Source organism: Streptomyces sp. NPDC052682, assembly GCF_040678435.1.
Lineage (GTDB): Bacteria > Actinomycetota > Actinomycetes > Streptomycetales > Streptomycetaceae > Streptomyces.
On sequence record NZ_JBFATS010000033.1, the window covers coordinates 1 to 15,930 of the forward strand.

General features: G+C 73.3%; 19 protein-coding genes and 1 pseudogene. 9 read left to right on the forward strand and 11 right to left on the reverse strand.

What is annotated here, in order from left to right:
• The 3 genes from AB0K80_RS32650 to AB0K80_RS32660 form a co-directional block, all read right to left on the reverse strand.
• Window positions 1–383, reverse strand: a 383-nt coding sequence (locus AB0K80_RS32650; protein ID WP_365675960.1) for a helix-turn-helix transcriptional regulator, incomplete at its 3' end; no start/stop codon positions are given.
• Between the two features lie 79 nt (window positions 384–462).
• Window positions 463–2,094: a multicopper oxidase domain-containing protein gene (locus AB0K80_RS32655; RefSeq protein WP_365675962.1), complete on the reverse strand. Its 1,632-nt coding sequence runs from the start codon at window positions 2,092–2,094 to the stop codon at window positions 463–465.
• Complete coding sequence (locus AB0K80_RS32660) at window positions 2,087–2,479, reverse strand: hypothetical protein (protein WP_365675964.1); 393 nt, start codon at window positions 2,477–2,479, stop codon at window positions 2,087–2,089. Before AB0K80_RS32660 ends, AB0K80_RS32655 begins: the two co-directional genes overlap by 8 nt.
• A 167-nt stretch (window positions 2,480–2,646) precedes the next feature.
• On the opposite strand from AB0K80_RS32660, the gene AB0K80_RS32665 reads away from it, so the two are divergent.
• Together AB0K80_RS32665 and AB0K80_RS32670 are read left to right on the forward strand one after the other, a co-directional pair.
• Window positions 2,647–3,543, forward strand: coding sequence for a LysR family transcriptional regulator (locus AB0K80_RS32665; protein WP_365675965.1), 897 nt, complete (start codon window positions 2,647–2,649; stop codon window positions 3,541–3,543).
• Between the two features lie 100 nt (window positions 3,544–3,643).
• Window positions 3,644–4,405 (forward strand): restriction endonuclease, encoded by a 762-nt coding sequence (locus AB0K80_RS32670; RefSeq protein ID WP_365675967.1) that lies wholly within the window; start codon window positions 3,644–3,646, stop codon window positions 4,403–4,405.
• 75 nt (window positions 4,406–4,480) lie between these two features.
• Here the strand turns inward: AB0K80_RS32670 and AB0K80_RS32675 are convergent, their stop codons facing one another.
• The gene (locus AB0K80_RS32675; protein ID WP_365675969.1) at window positions 4,481–6,262 is read right to left on the reverse strand and encodes an MFS transporter; all 1,782 of its coding nucleotides are present in this window, start codon (window positions 6,260–6,262) and stop codon (window positions 4,481–4,483) included.
• Between the two features lie 29 nt (window positions 6,263–6,291).
• Window positions 6,292–6,759: a MarR family transcriptional regulator gene (locus tag AB0K80_RS32680; RefSeq protein ID WP_365675971.1), complete on the reverse strand. Its 468-nt coding sequence runs from the start codon at window positions 6,757–6,759 to the stop codon at window positions 6,292–6,294.
• 177 nt (window positions 6,760–6,936) lie between these two features.
• On the opposite strand from AB0K80_RS32680, the gene AB0K80_RS32685 reads away from it, so the two are divergent.
• The 3 genes from AB0K80_RS32685 to AB0K80_RS32695 all read left to right on the forward strand — a co-directional run bounded on the left by AB0K80_RS32685 (window position 6,937) and on the right by AB0K80_RS32695 (window position 8,674).
• Complete coding sequence (locus AB0K80_RS32685) at window positions 6,937–7,149, forward strand: hypothetical protein (RefSeq protein WP_365675973.1); 213 nt, start codon at window positions 6,937–6,939, stop codon at window positions 7,147–7,149.
• A 143-nt stretch (window positions 7,150–7,292) separates the two neighbouring features.
• Window positions 7,293–7,487, forward strand: coding sequence for a hypothetical protein (locus tag AB0K80_RS32690; RefSeq protein WP_365675974.1), 195 nt, complete (start codon window positions 7,293–7,295; stop codon window positions 7,485–7,487).
• A 134-nt stretch (window positions 7,488–7,621) separates the two neighbouring features.
• A complete protein-coding gene (locus AB0K80_RS32695) occupies window positions 7,622–8,674 on the forward strand; it encodes an alpha/beta fold hydrolase (RefSeq protein WP_365675976.1) in 1,053 nt (350 codons plus the stop codon).
• Between the two features lie 76 nt (window positions 8,675–8,750).
• Here the strand turns inward: AB0K80_RS32695 and AB0K80_RS32700 are convergent, their stop codons facing one another.
• Window positions 8,751–9,809 (reverse strand): hypothetical protein, encoded by a 1,059-nt coding sequence (locus AB0K80_RS32700; RefSeq protein ID WP_365675978.1) that lies wholly within the window; start codon window positions 9,807–9,809, stop codon window positions 8,751–8,753.
• Between the two features lie 381 nt (window positions 9,810–10,190).
• On the opposite strand from AB0K80_RS32700, the gene AB0K80_RS32705 reads away from it, so the two are divergent.
• The 3 genes and pseudogenes from AB0K80_RS32705 to AB0K80_RS32715 all read left to right on the forward strand — a co-directional run bounded on the left by AB0K80_RS32705 (window position 10,191) and on the right by AB0K80_RS32715 (window position 11,334).
• Window positions 10,191–10,427, forward strand: coding sequence for a hypothetical protein (locus AB0K80_RS32705; protein ID WP_365675980.1), 237 nt, complete (start codon window positions 10,191–10,193; stop codon window positions 10,425–10,427).
• Window positions 10,428–10,618: 191 nt separating this feature from the next.
• Window positions 10,619–10,714 (forward strand): annotated as a pseudogene (locus AB0K80_RS32710) (antibiotic acetyltransferase); the annotation flags it as partial.
• A gap of 68 nt (window positions 10,715–10,782) precedes the next feature.
• Window positions 10,783–11,334 carry a hypothetical protein gene (locus AB0K80_RS32715; RefSeq protein ID WP_365675982.1) on the forward strand — a complete coding sequence of 184 codons (552 nt, stop codon included), beginning with the start codon at window positions 10,783–10,785 and terminating at the stop codon, window positions 11,332–11,334.
• On the opposite strand, the gene AB0K80_RS32720 is transcribed toward AB0K80_RS32715, so the two are convergent.
• Together AB0K80_RS32720 and AB0K80_RS32725 are read right to left on the reverse strand one after the other, a co-directional pair.
• The gene (locus AB0K80_RS32720) at window positions 11,273–12,235 is read right to left on the reverse strand and encodes a LysR family transcriptional regulator (RefSeq protein WP_365675984.1); all 963 of its coding nucleotides are present in this window, start codon (window positions 12,233–12,235) and stop codon (window positions 11,273–11,275) included. The genes AB0K80_RS32715 and AB0K80_RS32720 overlap by 62 nt on opposite strands.
• 144 nt (window positions 12,236–12,379) lie before the next feature.
• Window positions 12,380–12,925 (reverse strand): TerB family tellurite resistance protein, encoded by a 546-nt coding sequence (locus tag AB0K80_RS32725; RefSeq protein WP_365675986.1) that lies wholly within the window; start codon window positions 12,923–12,925, stop codon window positions 12,380–12,382.
• Window positions 12,926–13,171: 246 nt separating this feature from the next.
• Between AB0K80_RS32725 and AB0K80_RS32730 the strand changes: the two genes are divergently transcribed.
• Entirely contained in the window at window positions 13,172–13,672 is a 501-nt protein-coding gene (locus AB0K80_RS32730) for a hypothetical protein (RefSeq protein WP_365675988.1), read from the forward strand.
• On the opposite strand, the gene AB0K80_RS32735 is transcribed toward AB0K80_RS32730, so the two are convergent.
• The 3 genes from AB0K80_RS32735 to AB0K80_RS32745 form a co-directional block, all read right to left on the reverse strand.
• Entirely contained in the window at window positions 13,635–14,186 is a 552-nt protein-coding gene (locus AB0K80_RS32735; RefSeq protein WP_365675989.1) for a DUF488 domain-containing protein, read from the reverse strand. The two genes, AB0K80_RS32730 and AB0K80_RS32735, sit on opposite strands and share 38 nt — an antisense overlap.
• Before the next feature lie 27 nt (window positions 14,187–14,213).
• Window positions 14,214–14,468, reverse strand: coding sequence for a hypothetical protein (locus tag AB0K80_RS32740; protein WP_365675991.1), 255 nt, complete (start codon window positions 14,466–14,468; stop codon window positions 14,214–14,216).
• Between the two features lie 287 nt (window positions 14,469–14,755).
• Entirely contained in the window at window positions 14,756–15,877 is a 1,122-nt protein-coding gene (locus tag AB0K80_RS32745) for an amidinotransferase (RefSeq protein ID WP_365675993.1), read from the reverse strand.
• Between the last annotated feature and the right edge of the window lie 53 nt (window positions 15,878–15,930).

The window sequence follows — 15,930 nt, forward strand, 5'->3', positions numbered from 1 at the left end:
GCGAGAGGGGCGGCAGGCGAGGCGGCAGCGGCGGGGCGCGGGAGGGCGGCCTCGGAAGCGGTCGGCGCCGCGTCGGCCGCCGGGTGCGCGGGCGCGGTGCTGCGCGGGTCCGGTCCCGAAGTGGCCGCGGGCGGGCCGCTGGGGGCGGGATAGAGCTCCGCGAGCCTGTTCAGCAGCCGGGCGTACGCGTCGCGTTCCGGGGGGCGCGGCTCGGTCTTGCCCGCCTCCCAGCCGCTCACCGTGGCACGCCGCACCTTCAGCGCCGCGGCCACCTCCTCGACCGTCAGGCCGTGAGCCTTGCGCAGTCGCCTGCGCTCCTCCGGCGGGGGCAGGGGGGCGCGGGACGCGACCAGGGCGTCGACGGCGTCGAACAACTCGGACATGCGGCACCTCCGGTCCGAGACCCTAGCCCATGAAGGCGTACGTTCCGCGCTCGTTCACCGTACGGCACGCGTACGAAGCTCAGGTGATGTCGAGATTGGCCATCATTCCCATGTCCTCGTGTTCGGCGTTGTGGCAGTGGAAGAGGTATCGGCCGCGGTAGCCGGTGAAGCGGGTGATGATCTCCGCCGATTCGCCCGGACGGAGCGAAATGGTGTCCTTCAGCCCGGCATCATGCGGCAGAGGCGCGCGCCCGCCGCGGGCCAGCACCCGGAATCCGACCAGGTGGAGGTGGACGGGGTGGTGGACGTCGGCGACCAATCGCCATACCTCCACGGCCCCGAGCCGGGTGCGGACGTCGGTGCGCGAGGGGTCGAAGGCGCGCCCGCCGATGACCCAGCCGCGACCGTGTTCCATGTGTCCGGCGCGGAAGGCGAAGTCCCGCACGGCGGTCGCCTCAGAGCGCCGCCAGGCCGGCAGGTCGTCGGCGAGGGATGCGGGGATGCGACTGTGGTTCCGGGCGCGGCGCGCGATACGGAAGGCCATCACCTCGCGGGTGCCTCCGGTGCCGAGCAGGTTGACCAGGCGTACCCGGCTCCCGGTTGGCAGGTCCGAGAAATCGACGACCACGTCGTAGCGTTCCGCCGGTGCGATCGGCAGAGTGGTGTGGGTGACGGGGACGGCGAGCAGGCCTTGGTCGGCACCGATCTGCACCAGGTCCAGACGGCGTCCGTCGTCGGTGACGGCCTGCAGCGCGTAGTGGCGGGCGTTGGATGCGTTCAGCAGCCGCAGCCGGTAGGAGGATGTGCCGACCTCGTGGACCGGCCAGGGGGCGCCGTTGACCAGGATGACGTCGCCGAGCACGCCGGCGGCGTAGGGCGCCTTCACACCGGGCCGGTCACGCAGTGCGGGGTCGAGGGACGGGTAGGTCAGAGAGCCGTCGGAGGCGAACGACCGGTCGGCGATCATCAGGGGGAGTTCGCGTTCTCCGCGGGGCAGGTCGAGGGCGTCCTCGATGTCGTCGCGGATGATGTGCATCCCGGCCAGACCGCGCCAGATCGCCGGGGCGGTGAAGTCCATGCGGTGGTCGTGGTACCAGAGCATCGCGGCACGCTGGTCCATCGGGAAGGTGTACTCGCGCATGCCCCGGCTGGTGACGGCGCGGGGATCGGCCATGGCGTGTGCGCCGGAGGAGTGCCGGTGGTGCGCCGCGGGGTCGGGCCGGCCGTGCGGGAGGACGAGGTCGGTGGGGTAACCGTCGGAGGCGGCCGGGGTGTGCCCGCCATGCAGATGCACCACGGTCGGAACGGGCAGCTCGTTGCGGTGCACCACGGTGATCGGACGTCCCCGGCGGGACTCGATCGTCGGGCCGGGGAAGGTGCCGTGGTACGTCCACAGCCCCGTTCGGATCCCGGGCAGGATCTCTGCGGACACCTGGCGCTGGGTGATCTCGTACCGGTCGGCGCTCCCCGAGGTGGCGGCCGGTCGCAGGACGGGCGGGACGGGCAGCGGCACGGTGTACGGCTCGGGCAGCGGCACGGCGCTGCGCAGTTGGGTGCCGGTGCTCGCCGGACGGTGGGCCATGGCGCCGGACAGTGCCAGGCCACCCGCCGTGGCCAGCCCCAGCGCGCCGCCGAGTCCGAGCACGCGGCGGCGGCTCCACTGCGCGCTGCGCCGGCCGTCGTGACGGATGCGTCCAGGTCGCTCAGACATGGGTCTCGTCCCGCCGCGGTGCGCCCGCCTCGTCGGCCCGGTCGGCCGGGGCGCGGCTCGGAATGGGCAGTAGCCAGACCGCGGCGGTCAGCACGGCCAACGCCGCGATGATCATCACACCCAGGGGCAGGTGGACCCACAGCAGGCCGGACAACCCCGCCATGTACTGCACCGTCTCGGCCGTCACGATCAGCACCGACACCGCTGTCGGCCACAGGCGGCGCATCCGCAGCGAGGCCGCGACGCCGGCGGCCGCTTGGAGCAGTCCGAGGGTGAACACGGCGTCGGCGCCGCGGGCGTGCCAGTCGAGGCCACCGATCTCCCCGGTGAGGTAGACACCCGCGAAGACCGGCTGGCCGAAGGCCGCGACCGTGTGCACTGTCACCGCGAAACGGAACAGTCGGCCGCCACCTCCCTTGCGTGACAGAGCTGTTGGTGGCTGTTCATCAGTGGTGGTCACGCCTCACACCGTCATACCTGACACGTGATCACGTCAAAGATCAATATTGCTATGCCGCTATGCTCGCGGCGCTATGAGAGGAGAGGGCGGCGATGGATCTGCATGCACTCGAGCAGTTCCTCGTGGTCGCACGGCTGGAGCACCTGAGCCGAGCGGCCAGGGAACTGCGTATCGCTCAGCCGTCGTTGAGCCGCACCATCGCACGACTGGAGTCCGAACTCGGCGCGCCGCTGTTCGATCGGGCCGGCCGTCTCCGGCTCAACGAGTCGGGGCGGCTCTTCCGCGATCACGTCGAGCGCTCACTGGGTGAGCTGCAAGCGGGGCGCCGCGCTGTGGCGGAGGCGGCCCGCGAGGGCGTCGGCGGTGTGCGGCTGGCCTCGGAGACGTTCCTGACCATCACCGGCCCCCTGGCCGCGTACAAGGACGCCCACCCCGACATCGACGTCGAACTCCACCAGATGCCGGCCGCGGACATGCACCGTGCCCTGAACGCTCGCGAGGTCGACCTGTGCGTCGCCTCCCAGCCGATCCTGGGTGAGGGGCTGGACAGTGTGCGGCTGCACGACGAGCCGGTATGGCTGGCCGCGCCGCCCGGCCACCGGCTCGCCTCCCGCACCTGCGTCAAGGTCGAAGAGCTGCGCGAGGAGCCCTTCGTCATCTCACGGCCCGGCCACTGGCAACGCCGCCTGCTCGACCTGCTCTTCGCCGGACGCAACCTGAGCCCGCGCATCGTCTGCGAGGGCGATGAGCCGGCCGCCCTCGCCGGCCTGGTCAGCGCCGGGATCGGCCTCACCCTCATCCCGGCCATGGCGCGCGGCGCCGACATCAGCGCACCCGGAGCCTGGATCGGCATCGACGACCCTGCCTGCCGCCGGACCCTGACCCTGCACCGAGTCGCCGGCAGTCGACTCTCCACCGCCGCCCGGCAGATGCACACCACTCTCGCCGACTGGCCCTGGAACACCGCAGACGGCGGGCAGCGAGCCTGACCACCGGGCGGGTCGGAAGGCTCACGGCACCGGTGAGACGGCTGATCTCGGGCAGACGATCACGGTACGTTCCGTCGATCCTGTGAGGGGGGTCATCACCGTGGCCACACCTGCCCGGCGTACCTTCGACTTCCGCTCGACCGCCCTGTTCTTCACCTTTCTCGCGCTGATCCTGATCCTGCTGGGTTTCCTGGCGCGTACGGTGGCCGGTGCCGTGGAGCGGCGTCCCGTCTGGGTGGGCGTGCTGGTGCTCGTGGGCGTCGCCGGCTTCGTGGCCCTGCGGCGCCGGCTGCATGTGGCGAGAGCGGCGCGCCGGGCCGCCGCCGCGCTCGACGAGGCGGCGCGGGAGGCCGCCGCCGAGCTGGATCCTCCGCGCACGGCGGTGCTGCCCCGTCAGCGTCCCGCCGAGGAGGTCGTCGTCGACTACGACGCCCTGGACCCGGAGGAGTTCGAGGCGGCGGTCGCCGAGCTGTGCGCACGCGACGGTTGCTCGGCGGTCGAAGTGGTGGGCGGAGCCGGGGACTTGGGCGCCGATGTGGTGGCCGTGGCTCCCGACGGACGCCGGGTCGTCATCCAGTGCAAGCGGTACGGCGACTCCCATCGGGTCGGTTCCCAGGAGTTGCAGCGCTTCGGCGGCACCTGCTTCACCGTGCACGAGGCCGATGTCGCCGTGCTGGTCACCACCAGCGACTTCACCGCACCGGCGGCCGAGTACGCCGCACGGTGCGGGATCGTGTGTGTGGACCGGCAGGCCCTGCTGGCCTGGGCGGACGGCACCGGACCGCGCCCCTGGGAGGCCGCGGGGACCACCGGTGCCACCGGTGCCGCCGGGGCGCAGCCGCCGCTCGCCGAGTGCGAGTAGGCGGGGGCGGGGCGGCGCGGGGACGGGCGCTTTCCGTCCACGGTGCGCGGGAGAGGCCGCGCAGGGCGCGCGGGCTCAAGGGTGATGAGGCCGGAAGTCCGCGCGGGGCCGGTCCTCGGGTACCGGCCCGGGGCGGCGGTCGGCGGCGGGGGGTTCCTGCCGGGTGCGCCCGCGGATCAGGGAGGCGGCCGCGGCGGCCAGGGACATCGCGATCGCCAGGGAGAAGACCACCACCAGGCCGTCGTGGAAGGGCGGCGAGATGAGGTGCGGGAAAAACTCCCGCCCCGTCAGGTGCGCGGCGTGCGCGGCCGGGAGCCGGTCCAGGAGGGGGGCGCCGAGCAGGTGCTGGATGGGGTTGTAGCCGAGGAAGGCGGCGAACAGGACGCCGACGGGCGGGAGTCGGGCGACGGTGTGGGCGGCGCCGGCCGGGACGCCCTGGGCGGTGAGCCCCGAGGTGAGCGTCTCGGGCAGGGAGCCGGAGAGCCCGGCGACCATGAGCGAGAAGAAGACGCCCATGGACAGCACCATGCCGGCGTTCTGGAAGGTGGCGCGCATACCGGAGGCGGCGCCGCGGGCCTCGGCCGGCACGCTGGACATGATGATCGAGGTGTTGGGGGCGGCGAACAGGCCCCCGCCGAGGCCGTTGAGGAAGATCAGCAGCGCGAAGAGCCGGTAGTCGAAGTCGGTGGGCAGGGCGAGCAGTCCGGCGAAGGAGACGGCCATCACCGCGAACCCGGCGGCCGCGAACAACCGCGCGCCGTACTTGTCGGACAGGTGTCCCGCGAGCGGCCCGGCGGCGAGGAAGCCGACGGTCAGCGGGAGCATGTAGATCCCGGCCCACAGCGGGGTGTCGGCGTAGTCGTAGCCGTGCAGCGGCAGCCAGATGCCCTGCAGCCAGATGATGAGCATGAACTGCAGCCCGCCGCGGGCGACGGCGCCCAGCAGGGCGGCCGCGTTGCCGCCCGCGAAGGCGGCGTCGCGGAACAGGCGCAGCGGGAACATCGGCTCGGCGGCCTTCGCCTCGACCAGGCAGAAGACGCCCAGGACGGCCACGCCGCCGGTCAGCCCGGCCAGCACCCAGGGGTTGGTCCAGCCCATGGTGTGGCCGCCGTACGGCTGGATGCCGTAGGTGATGCCGGCGAGCAGCGCGGTCAGGCCGACGGCGAAGGTGAGGTTGCCCCACCAGTCCATCCGGCCCGGGGTGCGGACGCCCGTCTCGTGCAGCGACTTGTACGCCCACACGGTGCCCAGCAGGCCGATCGGCACGTTGACCCAGAACACCGAGCGCCAGTTCCATGTCACCAGGGCTCCGCCCAGCACCAGGCCGAGGAACGACCCGGCGATGCCCGCGACCATGTTGACGCCGAGGGCCATGCCGCGCTGCCGGGCCGGGAAGGCGTCGGTGAGGATGGCCGCGGAGTTGGCCATCAGCATGGCGCCGCCGAGCGCCTGCGCGATCCGCCAGCCGATCAGCCACAGCGCCCCGCCCGCCCCGTGGAAGGGGTCGAGGGAGAGGATCACCGAGGTCAGGGTGAAGATCAGGAATCCGGCGTTGTAGATGCGGACCCGGCCCCACATGTCGCCGAGCCGGCCGAGGGCGACCACCAGCACGGCGGTGACGAGCATGTACCCCATCAGCATCCACAGCAGGTAGCTGACGTTGGCCGGCTGGAGGGGGTCGAGCCGGATGCCGGTGAAGATGCCCGGCAGGGAGATCAGCACGATCGAGCTGTTCACGGTCGCGAGCAGGATGCCGAGTGTGGTGTTGGTGAGTGCCACCCACTTGTAGCGGGGGTGGTCGGCGCCGCTCCACGCGCCGCGTGCTCCGGTTGTGCGGTGTGCTTCCTCGGTGGCCATCGGCCGCTCTCCCTCCGGTGCCTTGCTGTTCAGGCCGTCTCGGGCCGAGGGCCGCCGGGCGGGGCCGGCTCTCCGGCCATCCGCCGGACGAGCGGCAGCGCCGTGCGCATCGCCGAGCCCAGCGCGCGGCGCTCCTCCTCGGACAGGGCGGCCAGGAGACGGACCAGCGTGTCGTTCCTCGCCCGTCTGCGCTCGGCCAGCACCTCACGGCCGGCGTCCGTGAGGGCGACCAGGGTGACCCGGCCGTCGGCGGGGTCGCCGACCCGGGTGGCCAGGCCCTGGGTCTCCAGCCGCTGGACGAGCTGGGTCATCGACGGCTGGGCGACCCCTTCCGCCGCGGCCAGCGCGGTCACCCGGAGGGGGCCTTCCCGCTCCAGCCGGCTCAGCGTGGCGGCGGTCGTGAAACTCATCCCCCGACGGTCCGTCAGGCTCCGGGCCACGGCCCCGGCGATCTCGGCCAGCGCGGCGGCGATGTCCTCGGGCTCCGTCTCGTCCACACCAGGATTCATATCACCAACCTATATAGGCAGCCTATTTAAATTTCGGTAAGAACCTCCGTCCCGACCTGCGGGGACCTATGCTGGTCAGGAGTCACTCGGTCACAGGCGTCCACACGCCCGCGCGGAGAGGAACAGCTCCGCGGCCTGCTGCTCCTGCCGTCCGTGGGGGGCGACATGAGAGTCGAACTGGTCCAACGGGCCGCCAACGTGTTGTTCGACGTCCCGGACGACGTGCACGAGGAGATCATCACCCTCATCGAGGCGGTCGCGCAGGATCGTGGCATGCGGGCCTCGGATCTGGCCGCCGCGTTCGGCGAGTGGTGCTGGCTCGTCTACACCCGCCACGGCGAGGTCATCGAAGTCCTGGACGTCGGCTGCGCCCGGTGACGCCGGTTCCGTGACGCCGGTTCCGTGACCCCCTCGTGCCTCCCCGCGCCCTCCGTGTCACCCGTACGGCCGCCCTGGGACGCCGGCCCGTCCCGTGCGTGCTGGGATGGGAGCGACCTCCCGTCCCCCGGAGGGAGCTGACGATGCACGAGATGTGGTGCGGCACGGACACCTCGGGACAACCGATGTGGCACGTGCTGACGACCGACAAGACCCTGACGCTGTGCGGGGTGCGCAAACGCAAGGAGCCCGATCCCGGTGAGCAGGCATCCACGGACAAGCACTGCTTTCCGTGCATGAAGGCGTTCCAGGAGGCCATGGCCTCCCGGACGTCCTGAACAGCGAGCGGCGAGCGCGCTCCCGGTGCCGCTGGGTGCCGGGAATACCCGCGACTCGTTCTGTGTCTGCTGTTACAGCGAGGTGCCTGAGCTTCGTCCTGGGACGGAGTGCGTCACGGGTGAGGTGTTCGGCGATGGCCTGGATAACTGCGCTCGTTTCGGCGGCCGGCCGCGGCGGTGGCCGGGTCGGACAGGCCGCGGCCGACCTGCGGGGCCTGCTGCTCGGCGGGCCGCTGCCGCGGTGGCGGACCGCCACGGAGTCCGGCGGTGAGCGCGGCCATGTCGTCGTCGAGCCGCGCACCGCCTGGTTCGTCCACGGCCGGGCCGGAGATCTCGGGTCCGTGACGGTGGCGTACGAGCGGCAGGGCGCCGGGGAACCCGTGGTGCTGCTGCACGGGCTGGGCTCCCACCGGCTGGCCTGGGACCCGGTCGTGCCGTTGATCACCGGGCAGCGCGAGGTCATCGCGATGGATCTGCCGGGGTTCGGCCAGTCCCCCGACCTGGACCCGGCCGTGCCCCGTGACCTGGAGACGGCCGTCGCCTGGCTGGGGTCGGTGTTCGCGGCCCTGGGCGTGGAGCGGCCGCACGTGGTGGGTCACTCGCTGGGCGGGCTGATCGCCCTGCGTCTCGGCCAGGCCGGGCTGGCCCGCAGCGTGACCGCGCTGGCGCCGGCCGGTTTCTGGACCGACGCCGAACGCCGCTACGCCTACGCCGTGGTGAGCACGGCGCGCCAGTGGGTGCGGCTGCTGCCCCAGCCGGCGCTGGAGGCGCTCGTCCGGACCGCGCCCGCCCGGGCGGTGCTGACCGGCACGCTGTACGGCCGGTGGGAGGCGTGCCCGCCGCACGCGGTGGCGGCGGCGCTGCGCACGCTGCGGGAGTCGGCGGGGTTCGAGGCGACCTTGAAGGCCGGGCGGGCACCGGGGCTGTTCACCGGTGACATCCCCGATGTGCCGGTGACCATCGCCTGGGGCACGCACGACCGTCTGCTGCCGCCCCGGCAGGCGGAACGCGTACGCGCCATGATCCCGAACGCCCGTCTGGTTCCGCTGCCCGACTGCGGTCATGTGCCGATGCTGGACGCGGCCGACCTGGTCGCCCGCACGATCCTGGACGCCACCGCAGCGCAGCAGCCGCCCGGGGCTGAGCAGGCGCCCGGGTCCGGGGAACCGCCCGGGCCCGGGCTCTGAGTGTTGTCTGTACGAGCCCGGCCCCGGCGCTGGCGTGCGCCGGGGCCGACGGGCGGGACGGACAGGGTGCTGCCGGTCAGGCCGTCAGGCGTGCCTTCGCGGCGGAGACGACCTCCGGGCGCTGCCGGTGGCGCCGTTCGTACTCCAGCACCTGCCGGGCCACGCCGCTGGGGGCGTCCTCGAGGCCGGCGGTGATCTCGGCCGGGCCCATGGCGTCGTAGCCGGTCCACGGCTCGGCCGAGCGCAGCCGCTGGATGGCGTCCAGCACCTTCTTGCGGCGGGCGTGGGCGCGCTCGTAGCCCTCGATCACCGTCAGGTCCAGCTGGGAGAGCGTGGGCAGCCGCCTTTCGATCTGTTCCGTGCTGAGCTGGCTGAAGCCGGGGACCGGCAGGTCCTCCTCCCGCCTGACCGCTCCGAGGACCTCCTCGGCGATGGGGCTGGGCTCGGGCATCTCCCGCCGCGCGCCCTCGGCCGCGCCCCGGACGCGGCGCACGCCGCTGCGGGCGACGTCGCGGGCCCGGTCGAGGGCGGTCCACACCGTCTGCGCGGCTGCCCCGCCCGGTCGGCCGTCGCCGTTCGCGCCCGGGCCGTGGCCGTTGCGGGCCGCGGCGACGGCGCGGGCCTGTGCGGTGAGGCTGTCCTCCAGTTCGCGCAGGAGTTCCTCGTCCTGGCGGCGTACCGCGGCCAGCAGATCGGCGGTGGGCTGGTGGTCCATCTGCTCCGCGAGAGCCTCTCCGGCCCGGCAGGCGGCCAGTGCCCGCGCCGCCATCGCGTACTCGTCCTCGGCGTTCCTCATCACTCGGCGCGGGTCGGCCGGGCCGCCGCCGGGCAGTACGCCCCGTACGACGACCGACCCGAGGGTCAGGGGCAGCATCGCCGTGCGCACGGCTCCCCGGGAGACCGAACGGGTGACACCGGCGGCCGTGCCCAGGACGCCCCGGGAGTCCAGGGCGCGTTTTTGCCGTTCCAGGCGCTGCAGGGTCCTTTGCAGCTCGGCGGCCCGGCGTTCGAGCAGCTGCCGGTGCGGGCCCGGCGGGGTGACCGTCGCATCGGCCCGGAACCGGTCGAGGACGGCGGAGTGCGCCTGCCGGGCGTCCTCCAGGACCGGTACGAGTTCCTCCGTCATCACTGCCATGTGGGGCTCCCTGAGGAAGGACTGGGCGGCTGTCCACCGCGCGGGGGAGGCGGCTGCCGTCGAGCGAGATCGTGTGGCCGGCCACCGAGCACCATGCTGCGGGGACCACGCCGCATTCGCCTGCGGGCGGCAGGAGCCTCCCGTGGCTCACATCGCCAGCGTGCCGCCCGCGCGGGCGGAAAGCCCGCCGGGATGGGTCCGTACGGGTGAGAGAACGGCCGCCGTGCGGCGCGCGCACGGAAGGGGCGTGCCCCGCGCGTGGCACGGTCGGCGAAGCCCGTACCGGGGGATGGCGTGGCCGCCGCGGCCCCTGCACTCCCCCGCAGGGCAGCACATGCCGGCGTGGTGCGCCGGTGTCGCCGTGACCTACGGAGGAAAAAGGTGCCCGCCGACGTGTTCCCCTGGGCCGACCTGCTCTCCCCCGGCACGCCCGGGCCGGCCTCCGGCTCCGGGCACCCCGCGGCCACGGACCGGGGGACGGCGCCGGGCCCGCTGGGTGACGCGACCGCCTGGACGCTGTTCGGCATGATCTTCGACTCGGTGACCCGGAACGCGTCGTCGCGGGCGCGGGCGAGCGGCGGGGTGCGGCCGGACCGCGAGGACGACGCCGTCTCCTGATCGGTTCCCGCGGCGGGCCGTGGGCGGGTATCCCGGGGTCACCGTTCGTGCACGAGGCATCCGTCGACCACCGTCGTGCCCACCTCGTGCCGGTCGCGTGCCGCAGCAGGGGGCCTCGATAAGCCTGGGGTTATGGATCGTTCCGGAAACCGCCGTTGATCACTCCGCCCGGGCGGGGGATCGTGAGGGCCATGCCCGCGATTGCCGACCCGACCGTGCTGCACCCGCTGCCGGAGCACGAGCCTGTGGTCCTGCCCAGGCCCCTGGTCACCGACCCGCGCGTCGAGGCCGACGCCTTCACGTGTGCCGGCGGCTCCTCCCCGCAGGCGGGTCCGCGGCAGGGCGGGAGCGAGGGATGACGCGCTGCGCGCCCGAGTCCCGGATACCCGGTGACGCACCGCGGGCCGAGGACGCGGACCGCGCGCGGGCGGTGCACGGACCCGGCCGGGAGCCGGCCGGGGTGCAGGCCTGGCTGCGCCGGGAGATCGGCGACCTGCGCGAGCGGGCCGCCGCGTTCGTCGCGGGACGCGGGGAGCGGCCGGCGGCGGACGACGTCGTCCCGGATGTGCTGAAGGACCTGCGCGACCACTGGCTGGGCCACTGCCAGGTGCTCCACGACAGCCGGAACGGGCGCGCCCTGCCCGCCGCGGAGCAGACGTTCCCCGGCCTGCCGCCCGCGCTGGCCCGGCTGCGCAAGGAGCACCGTGTCGTCACACGCCTGCGCTCGGACATCGCCGACCGGCTGGAGCGGCTGGAGGCCGGCGACCCCTGCGGGCTCCTGGCCGAACTCGACCTGCTCATCGGCCGGCTGGAGCGGCACTTCGCCTACCAGGAGGCCGCCCTGGTCACCGTGCTGGACACTCTGGGGTCGGCTCCGGCCCGGCAGGGCTCGCCCCCGCCCGGCTGAGGGCGTCGCGCGGCGGTCGCGTCCCGCGGACGTCCTCGGCGGCCTGGACGTAGGCCCGCAACAGCTCGGTCTCGGTCCCGGTACGCCAGATCAGCGCCCACCGGCCGGGCTCGGCGTCCTCGATCGGCAGATAGACGATGCCGGGGCGCGGGTAGTAGCGGGGCCCGTCGGCGTGCACGACGGCGGCCAGGCCTTCGGAGAGGACGAAACCCTCCACCTCCTGGAACGTCGTGACCACCGGCCCCCGGGGGATCGGCCGCCCGCTCGGCGTGTGGAACGGCTCCAGCGCCCCCACCCAGTAGCCGGGCGCCGGTGCGGGGATCGCCGGAAGGACGCAGTCGCCGAGGTCCTCCAGGCGCACGCTCTCCCGGCCGGCCAGCGGATGGGTGTCGGCGATCATCAGCGACAGCGGTCCCTCGATGACCACCGGGCCCACGGTCAGATCGGGCTCCCGCACGGGCAGCCAGCAGGTCTGCAGATCGACGTCCCCGGCGCGCAGCAGTCCGAACGGGTCCCTGAACCCGACCTCGTGGAAGGAGAGACGGGAGGAGGGGAACCGCTCCTGGAACAGCCGGGTGACCGGTGCGAGGTCGTGGGCGTTGGGACCGAAGATGCCCAGCCGCAGCGCACCCCGTTCACCCCGGGCTCGCTGTCTCGCGGACTCCACGCCCTCGCGGATCCGCTCGTAGCCGGCCTTGAGGTCCTCGTGCAGCCGCGCGCCCAGCGGGGTCAGCTCGACCCGGCGGCTGGTCCGCTCGAACAGCGCGGCGCCGATGCGGCGTTCCTGTTTGGCGATGGCCTGGCTGACCCGGGCCTGCGAGATGTGCAGGCGCTCGGCCGTCCGGCCGAAGTGCAGCTCCTCCGCCAGCGTCAGAAAGATCTCGATGTCCCGCAGCTCCACGCGTCCTCCCCGTCACACCGGACGATCCGGCAAGGACCCTGACCCGAGGAGATCACCCCGCTCAAGGGAACAGCAGTGCGCACCGGCCTCGCCGCCCGGGGCCCGCATGCCTCCGCCGACGTCTGACACGGCGTCCTCACCGCCTCACAGGCCGAACTCGGCCGGGGACACGCCCAGCACGCCGCAGGCCTCCCGGATGACGGAGGCCTCGGCCTGGGAGAAGTGGCCGTCGGCTCCCGCGATGACGATGCCGGTCTGCACCACCGCCCGGGCCTCCGTCGGGTTCTTCGCGGCCTTGGCCAGCACCTGGAGCGCTTCGTTCTTCCCGGCCGGGAAGTTGCTCATGAGCTGGTTCACGTGCCGGTTGAACCGCTCGCGCAACTGCTCCGGCGGGAAGTTCTTCAGGACGTCGTTGCCCAGGATCACCGACTCGACGTGCTGCGTCTCGGCCGGATCGACCTGGCCGTCGGCGGCGGCCACCAGTGCGCACATCGCCATGCTGGCGTCGCGGTAGGCCCCGCTCTTCAGCTCGTTCTTCAGGGAGCCGAGCTGCGACTTCAGCACACTCACCAGCTGGGCGCGCGACCCCCGGCCGGCCGGCCGGCCGTGCCCCGCGCCCGCGGGGCCGCCCGTGCCCTGCGACTGCTGCAGGCCCTTGGCCTGTTCCTTGATCCGGTCCCAGATCGCCATGGGTGCTCGCCCCTCGTCGCTCGCCCATCAGGCCACACCGGACATGGTGTGCCACACGCAGAACGATCGGATCCCGCGCGGAAGTTCCTGGCCACCACGGGCGGGTACCGGCGCCGGGCGGGCAAGGGCGCCCGCGCGCCGTTTCGGGCGGCGGGCCAGGGGCACGCACCGGCGCAGCCGATTCTGTGACAGGGAGCGCTCTGGTGGACTGGTACCCGCTGCGGTTGACCACGCCGGTCACACAGCATGTCTTCGGCGGGCGGGCGCTCGCCGAGCGGCTGGGCCGACGCCACCGGCCCTTGTTCGCGCTGGCTGGCCTACCCCCGCGCCCACACCGCGACCGCCGCCGACGTGCGCGGCGAGCTCGCCGCGGCGCGGGTGGCGACCCTGGTGTACTGGAGCCCCGGCCCTCCCTACCGCTCCAGCCTGGACGGCACCACGTGCGCCGAGCTCGCCGCCGCCTACCAGGAGGCCACCGGCGCTCCCTGGCTGCAGCCCCTCGGGCTGCCCCACGCCCTGCTGGAGACGGCCCACCAACCCCTGTCCGTGACGGCCGACCCCAACCCCGAACGTCGCCCTGCTGCCCCTGGTGGGTGGCCAGTGGCAGCCCGGCCCGGCAGGCCCGCGCCTGGCCGTGGTCAGCAACGCCGGGCAGCCGGGCGTGCCGGTCACCGGGGACCTGACGACGGCGCGCTGAGCGCGGGCGGTGTCAGGGGGTGCTCCGTCCGCCGCGGGCCGCCGCGGTGAGGTCGTCGTAGACGAGGAGGCCGTCCTCGCGCAGCCGCACCCCGGCCGTCGGGACATGGCGGCTCAGCCGTCCGTCGTGCATCAGGTGCCCGGCCGGTACCCCGCGGGCCAGGACCGCGAAGTCGGCGATGAGGCGGCGGTGGCAGCGCCACCACACCGCCTCGCTGCACATCACGGCCGTACGGACGTCCGCCGCCTCGCCCAGCACCCGGTCGATGGCCGCGACGAAGTCCGGGGAGCGGGTGTGGGCGGCGTAGCCGCGGAAGGAGGCGTTGCGCCAGACGGTGTCGGGGCTGTCGGCGGGGAGCTTGCGGAATCCGCCGAGCGCCGGTTCCCACCGGTAGCCGATCCCGCTGTCCGGCAGCCACTCGGCGAGCCGCTGCCGGGACACGTCCGGGTTGCGGCGGCTGCCGGGCGCGGTGCGTACGTCCACCACGGACTCGACCCCGGCCTGGCGCAGGAGGCCGGTGAGCCGGTCCCGTCCCGCGGTGCCGTGTCCGAAGGTGAGCAGCACAGGCGCCTCCACGGTGGCCGTCGCCGGTCAGCTGCGCCCGGCGCCGCCCGCCTCGTCGCCCCGGTCCTGCGCGGTCCGCTGCTCCTGGTCGTCCGCCTCGATCCCCTCCAGGGGGTTGCCCGCCACCGTGCCCCGGGTGGGCTGGTAGCCCTCGTTGGCGCTCGCCGTGCCGGGTATCGTCCGCTCCCGCGCCTGGTCCTCCGCGCCGGAGTGGGCGCCCGGTTCCTCCTCGCTGCGCGCCCGGGCGCGCTCGTGCGCGGGATCGCCGTTGCGGCCGGTCATCTCCCTCGCCTCCGTCCTGGTACGGGTGTGCCGGCTTCGCCGGGTTCCCCCGGGCCGGGACGCGGAAACGGTCCGGTCGGGGCTGTGCCGTGTCCGCCGGGGTTGGTCGGGGGCCTGCGGTGCGGTGGCGCCGGAGCCGATGGCCGTCGTCATCCTGCCGAGCGCTCTCGGCAGGGACGGCCAGGGTGGGCAGGATCGTCCAGGCCGTCGCCGCCGGGTAACCGTGGTGCTCCGCGAGGGCTCCTGGATCGGCGGGGCCGGGCCCGCCGGGCCGCCTCTCGGGCCGGTCAGTCGAAGTAGGACTCGAGCGTGCCGCGGCGCCGGATGTCGAGCGTGGCGCAGTGGAAGGAGCCGCCGAACGGGGCGTAGTGCAGCAGGTCGCACGGGATCGGCTCGAAGCCCCATCGCTCCAGGGCGCGCAGCATGCCGGTGTGGTGCCGTTCGGCGATGACCCGTGTGTCGTCGATCATGAGGACGTTCAGGCTCAGCCACTTGCCGCACATCGAGGTGATGCCGAGCAGCCGGTCGTCGATCGGGTCGGGCTCGGGGGCGACCAGGATGTCCCAGGAGTCCAGCACGTCGGGCAGGCGGTCCACATCGACGTACTCCGGATTGACCAGCGCCTTGCCGGGGGCGAGCAGCATGAAGGTGGTGTCGATGTGCATGGGCGTACGGCAGCGGCTCTCGATCTCGTGGATGCGGTAGCCGGGTCCGAGGTGGCGGCGCAGCCACTCGATGCCCATGCGGTTGGTGACGTTGCTGCGGGTGACGAACAGATCGCGTCCGGCGCGCACGAAGTCCGCCGCGTCGAAGACCGGCTCGAACTCGGTGAGGATGGAGCGCACCGGCTCACCGGGCTCGGGTATGCGGAAGTCATTGTCGAACAGTTCGTCGGTGAGCTGGGGTTTGGGAGCCGACGTCCAGCGAGCGCCGCGCCGGAAGTAGTCCTTCAGCAGCGGGCGGTAGGAGTGGGTCTCGAAGTAGCGGCACGGCCAGGCCATCGGCGTCTCGATGATCTCGTCGCCGATCACCAGCATGCTGTCACGGGGGCAGGTGTTGCAGAACCCGCGTGACGACCAGTCGGGGGTGCCGAAGCGCCGCGTGTGGTCCACCGCGTCCGGGCGGGTGACCGTGACGCCGAGCGACCGCAACACGGCGATGAACCGGTCGAGTTCCTCCTGGGCCTGCTCGACCAGGACGCGCGGGTACTTGAAGCCTGCGGCGAGCCCCTGCAGGCGCGCGGCCCACGGGGGCATGTTGCAGGCGACGACCGGGTGGCGGGAGGGGATCGTCGCCCCGTCGAGGCGTCCGACGACGACCTCCTCCAACGGGTCCCACTCGTTGTGGGAGTTGACCGGCGAGACGAGGGGGTCCGCTGCCGTGTCCGTGGTGACCGAGGGTGCCGACATCACGCAACCGCTCTTTCGATGGTGGGGAACCGCACGAACCGTTGCCTTCGAAT